Annotated in this window: 2 protein-coding genes and 3 rRNA genes; 1 reads left to right on the forward strand and 4 read right to left on the reverse strand. The window is 46.7% G+C overall.

Annotated elements, in window-relative coordinates; translation table 11 throughout:
* Positions 1 to 15: 15 nt before the first annotated feature.
* Positions 16 to 396 carry a RidA family protein gene (locus tag BN1225_RS06700; protein ID WP_041139004.1) on the reverse strand — a complete coding sequence of 127 codons (381 nt, stop codon included), beginning with the start codon at positions 394 to 396 and terminating at the stop codon, positions 16 to 18.
* 133 nt (positions 397 to 529) lie between these two features.
* Between BN1225_RS06700 and BN1225_RS06705 the strand changes: the two genes are divergently transcribed.
* Entirely contained in the window at positions 530 to 1,009 is a 480-nt protein-coding gene (locus BN1225_RS06705; RefSeq protein WP_041139005.1) for a hypothetical protein, read from the forward strand.
* Positions 1,010 to 1,271: 262 nt separating this feature from the next.
* Here the strand turns inward: BN1225_RS06705 and rrf are convergent.
* The 3 genes from rrf to BN1225_RS06720 form a co-directional block, all read right to left on the reverse strand.
* Positions 1,272 to 1,380 (reverse strand): 5S ribosomal RNA (gene rrf, locus BN1225_RS06710).
* Positions 1,381 to 1,428: 48 nt separating this feature from the next.
* Positions 1,429 to 4,337, reverse strand: a 23S ribosomal RNA gene (locus tag BN1225_RS06715).
* Between the two features lie 166 nt (positions 4,338 to 4,503).
* Positions 4,504 to 6,029, reverse strand: a 16S ribosomal RNA gene (locus BN1225_RS06720).
* Together the 16S, 23S and 5S rRNA genes form the textbook arrangement of a ribosomal RNA operon.
* Position 6,030: the final 1 nt, after the last annotated feature.

Raw genomic sequence — 6,030 nt, forward strand, 5'->3', positions numbered from 1 at the left:
TGAGGCAGTCAGCAATTAACCTTTGTAAGCAATAACTTCCACTTCTACTAAAGCACCTTTAGGCAGCTTGTCTACCGCTACTGCACTTCGAGCAGGAAATGGTGCGACAAAGTAGTTTGCATAAACTTCGTTCATTGCAGCAAAGTCATCCATATTATCAAGGAAGACAGTTGTTTTCACTACATTTGAAAAATCTAATCCTTGATCATTTAACAGTGCTTTTACATTTTCCAATGACTGTTTGGTTTGCACTTTAATATCACTTTCAACCATCTCTCCTGTTTTAGGGTCTAATGGAATCTGACCAGAAAAAAAGATAAAATCTCCAACATTTACTCCCTGACTGTATGGTCCAATTGCTGATGGTGCCATTTCTGTATTAACTATATTTTTCATTTAGCAAATCCCCCTTTTACTTCTCTATTATAGCATAATCACACCAAGGATAGAAAGAGCTAAAATTCATTGCCTGAGAGGTTGTGAAGTTATCATAATTATGATAAAATGGATTGAACGAAGGAGGCTAAGTATGGATAAACTTAAAAAGTTCGCTAAAGAAATTAGTGTCTTTGGTATCGTTATTGTCATTGTTGGGGCACTCTTAATTTATAAACAGTTCAATATGAATGATTATACTATAATTTCAGCTGATAAGGCTGTTTCTATGATTCAAGCCGATAAAGATTTTATCGTAGTATTCGGTACCACCAAAACAACAACGACATCAAGCTCTACAACAGAGGAACAGAATAATGATCCTGCTAACCTAACAGCAGAACAAGCGACATATGTAAGAAAATACATAAAGAAAAATCGCCAAAAAGTTTATTATGTAAATGCTGATAAAATTGAAGATTTAGCGACCTACATGAAAGATAACTTTAATAGTGATTCTACCTTACCACAGACATTCTTTATTAAAAACGGAGAAATCACTTCAAATAAAAGTGGTGCTATTAAATATGTAGAGTTCTCTAAATTAGTTACAGAGTGGAAAGAAACTAAATAATAAGATGAAAACATAACCTCAATCAAGGTTATGTTTTTTTATACTCATTTTTCACTCTTGTATTCTTTCACTGTTCTGCTTTATATATAGCCTTATGAAAAAGTATGGCATTACCCAACTTCCTTGTTACACACAGCTAGTTAGTAAATGAGAATAAGAATGTCTATGGAATTTTCACTATTGTTTGATTGAACAGTTTAAAGTTGAGATTGTCAAAGTCTCTTTCCAATACATAAAAAAAGGAGGAACTCCTCCTTCTCTTACCCGGCAATCTGCTATTTTCGCGATCGCTCACTATCTTCGCCGTTGATATGCTTAACTTCTGTGTTCGAGATGGTTACAGGTGTCTCCATATCCCCATCATCACCGGATTCCTCTGAGCTCTCACTCAAAACTGGATAATAAGTTCTTTCTTCTTCTAGGTTAAGTTCTCGACCTATTAGTATCAGTCCGCTCCATATATCACTATACTTCCACTCCTGACCTATCTACCTTATCGTCTTTAAGGGGTCTTCCAACTTGCGTCCGGAAGTCTCATCTTGAAGGGGATTTCACGCTTAGATGCCTTCAGCGTTTATTCCTGCCACACTTAGCTACCCAGCTGTGCCACTGGCGTGACAACTGGTCCACCATTGGTGTGTCCATCCCGGTCCTCTCGTACTAAGGACAGCTCTTCTCAAACTTCCTGCGCCCACGACAGATAGGGACCGAACTGTCTCACGACGTTCTGAACCCAGCTCGCGTACCGCTTTAATGGGCGAACAGCCCAACCCTTGGAACCGACTTCAGCTCCAGGATGCGATGAGCCGACATCGAGGTGCCAAACCTCCCCGTCGATGTGAACTCTTGGGGGAGATCAGCCTGTTATCCCCAGGGTAGCTTTTATCCGTTGAGCGACGGCCCTTCCATTCGGTACCGCCGGATCACTAAGCCCGACTTTCGTCCCTGCTCGACTTGTCTGTCTCGCAGTCAAACACCCTTTTGCCTTTGCACTCTGCGCTTGATTTCCATCCAAGCTGAGGGTATCTTTGGGCGCCTCCGTTACTCTTTGGGAGGCGACCGCCCCAGTCAAACTGCCCACCTGACACTGTCCCGTTGCTTGCTTCAAAGCATCCGGTTAGAACCCCAATCAAGGAAGGGTAGTATCCCAACGTCGACTCCTCACACACTGGCGTGCATGTATCCCTGTCTCCTACCTATTCTGTACATCCTTCATCAAAGTCCAATATCAAGCTACAGTAAAGCTCCATGGGGTCTTTCCGTCTAGTCGCGGGTAACCTGCATCTTCACAGGTACTAAGATTTCACCGAGTCTACAGCCGAGACAGCGCCCAAATCGTTACGCCTTTCGTGCGGGTCAGAACTTACCTGACAAGGAATTTCGCTACCTTAGGACCGTTATAGTTACGGCCGCCGTTTACTGGGGCTTCAATTCATTGCTTCGACCTTACGATCTTACAACTCCTCTTAACCTTCCAGCACCGGGCAGGCGTCACCCCATATACTTCGCCTTGCGGCTTCGCATAGAGCTGTGTTTTTGATAAACAGTCGCTTGGGCCGTTTTACTGCGGCTTATTTTCATAAGCACTCCTTCTCCCGAAGTTACGGAGTCATTTTGCAGAGTTCCTTGGCCATAGTTCTCTCGCTCACCTTAGGATTCTCTCCTCACCCATGTGTGTCCATTATCGGTACGGGCTAATAAAAATTTGCTAGAAGCTTTTCTTGGAAGCTTGCTTCGACAGCTTCTGTACTTGGGTCGCCCCTTTCCATACGCTTCACGTCTTCTCCTTGCGGTATGCGCATTTTTCTACACACCAGATATCCCGCTTGCTCCGGCTCTTCCATCCGCCGGACCTGTCTAGCCTTCTCCGTCACTCCATCACTCTTTATTAGGTACAGGAATCTCCACCTGTTGTCCATCGACTACGCCTTTCGGCCTCGCCTTAGGTCCCGACTTACCCAGAGCGGACGAACCTTCCTCTGGAAACCTTGGGTTTTCGGTGCGTGGGATTCTCACCCACGTTCCGCTACTCACACCGGCATTCTCTCTTCTATCCTCTCCACATGTCCTTACGATCATGCTTCTCCGATGATAGAACGCTCCCCTACCACTCACATTTTTCAATGTCAATCCATAGCTTCGGTATATTGCTTAGCCCCGGTAAATTTTCGGCGCAGAGTCATTCGACTAGTGAGCTGTTACGCACTCTTTAAAGGGTGGCTGCTTCTGAGCCAACCTCCTAGTTGTCTGGACATCTCCACATCCTTTTCCACTTAGCAATAATTTTGGGACCTTAGCTGATGGTCTGGGCTGTTTCCCTTTTGACAATGGACCTTATCACCCACTGTCTGACTGCCAGGTATGTTTTCGTGACATTCGGAGTTTGATTATGTTCAGTACCCCGGGATGGGGCCATCACATATTCAGTGCTCTACCTTCACGCTACTTTACCCTGACGCTAGCCCTAAAGCTATTTCGGGGAGAACCAGCTATCTCCGAGTTCGTTTGGAATTTCACCCCTAGCCACAACTCATCCGCCAACGTTTCAACGGGGGTCGGTTCGGTCCTCCATCGGGTTTTACCCCAACTTCAACCTGGTCATGGCTAGATCACTCGGTTTCGGGTCTATGACATCCAACTATTCGCCCTTTTCAGACTCGCTTTCGCTTCGGCTCCGCATCTCCTGCTTAACCTCGCTGACTATCATAACTCGCCGGTTCATTCTACAAAAGGCACGCCATCACCCCTTAACGGGCTCTGACTTCTTGTAAGCATATGGTTTCAGGTTCTCTTTCACTCCCCTCCCGGGGTTCTTTTCACCTTTCCCTCACGGTACTGGTTCACTATCGGTCACAATGGAGTATTTAGCCTTTCGAGATGGTCCTCGATCCTTCCGACAGGATTTCTCGTGTCCCGCCGTACTCAGGATCAGTCTTGGCTTCGCTCTACTTCGAATACGGGGCTCTCACCCTGTCTCGCATACCTTCCCATGTATTTCTTCTGTAAAGTGTCTTGCCTTTCTTGACTGTCCTATAACCCCAAGATAACTCTTGGTTTGGGCTCCTTCCCTTTCGCTCGCCACTACTCAGGAAATCATTCTTTATTTTCTTCTCCTACAGGTACTTAGATGTTTCAGTTCCCTGCGTCTTGCTTCCTATGCATTATGTATTCATGCATGGATACTATCTCGTAGATAGTGGGTTCCCCCATTCGGATATCAGCGGCTCTTGCGTGTGCTTACCACTCGCCGCTGCGTTTCGCCGTTTGCTGCGTCCTTCTTCGCCTCATTGTGCCTAGGCATCCTCCATACGCTCTTCTTTTCTTATCCTAGATTTGCTTTTGTTACTTTTTCTTAGTTTTTTCGACTATTAGGAAAGATCCTTGATTTCTCCTGATCTTTCTAATATTTCTTTTCATCTTATTATCCAGTTTTCAATGATCTCTTTTCCTTGAGTGTCTCCACTCAAAACTGAACAGAACCTTTTTCTCCTTAGAAAGGAGGTGATCCATCCCCACGTTCCCGTAGGGATACCTTGTTACGACTTCACCCCAATCATCGATCCCACCTTAGACAGCTCTCTCCTTTCGGTTAAGCCACCGGCTTCGGGTGTTATCAACTCTCATGGTGTGACGGGCGGTGTGTACAAGGCCCGAGAACGTATTCACCGCGGCATGCTGATCCGCGATTACTAGCGATTCCATCTTCATGCAGGCGAGTTGCAGCCTGCAATCCGAACTGAGAACGGGTTTTTGAGTTTCGCTCCAAGTCGCCTCTTCGCTTCCCTTTGATCCGTCCATTGTAGCACGTGTGTAGCCCAGGTCATAAGGGGCATGATGATTTGACGTCATCCCCGCCTTCCTCCGGCTTGTCACCGGCTGTCTCGTTAGAGTCCCCATCTTACTGCTGGTAACTAACGACAAGGGTTGCGCTCGTTGCGGGACTTAACCCAACATCTCACGACACGAGCTGACGACAACCATGCACCACCTGTCTTGGATATATCTATCCCTCTATCTCTAGAGTCTTTATCCAGATGTCAAGACCTGGTAAGGTTCTTCGCGTTGCTTCGAATTAAACCACATGCTCCACCGCTTGTGCGGGCCCCCGTCAATTCCTTTGAGTTTCATTCTTGCGAACGTACTACTCAGGCGGAGTACTTATTGCGTTAACTGCAGCACTGAGGCTTGTCCCCCCAACACTTAGTACTCATCGTTTACGGCGTGGACTACTAGGGTATCTAATCCTATTTGCTCCCCACGCTTTCGGGACTGAGCGTCAGTTACAGACCAGATCGTCGCCTTCGCCACTGGTGTTCCTCCATATATCTACGCATTTCACCGCTACACATGGAATTCCACGATCCTCTTCTGCACTCTAGCTATTTGGTTTCCATGGCTTACTGAAGTTAAGCTTCAGCCTTTTACCACAGACCTCCATTGCCGCCTGCTCCCTCTTTACGCCCAATAATTCCGGATAACGCTTGCCACCTACGTATTACCGCGGCTGCTGGCACGTAGTTAGCCGTGGCTTCCTCACAAAGTACCGTCACTCTAATACCATTCCCTGTATTAGCCGTTCTTCCTTTATAACAGAAGTTTACAACCCGAAGGCCTTCTTCCTTCACGCGGCGTTGCTCGGTCAGGGTTCCCCCCATTGCCGAAAATTCCCTACTGCTGCCTCCCGTAGGAGTCTGGGCCGTGTCTCAGTCCCAGTGTGGCCGTTCACCCTCTCAGGCCGGCTATGCATCGTCGCCTTGGTAGGCCTTTACCCCACCAACTAGCTAATGCACCATAAGCCCATCTGTTCCCTATCCCTTAGGATATTTAACTTTATCTAAATGCTTAGTTAAAGCCTATGCGGTCTTAGCGCATGTTTCCACGCGTTATCCCCCTGGTACAGCCAGGTTGCTTATGTCTTACTCACCCGTTCGCCACTCATCACCAAGGTGATGCGTTCGACTTGCATGTATTAGGCACGCCGCCAGCGTTCATCCTGAGCCAGGATCAAACTCTCCATGATA

It is taken from the genome of Beduini massiliensis, from assembly GCF_000829905.1.
GTDB lineage: Bacteria > Bacillota_I > Bacilli_A > Erysipelotrichales > Coprobacillaceae > Beduini > Beduini massiliensis.

Excerpts from the sequence above, each read along its gene's own strand:
- BN1225_RS06700 (WP_041139004.1), bottom strand. The coding sequence starts at position 396 with ATGAAAAATATAGTTAATACAGAAATGGCACCATCAGCAATTGGACCA.
- BN1225_RS06705 (WP_041139005.1), top strand. The coding sequence starts at position 530 with ATGGATAAACTTAAAAAGTTCGCTAAAGAAATTAGTGTCTTTGGTATC.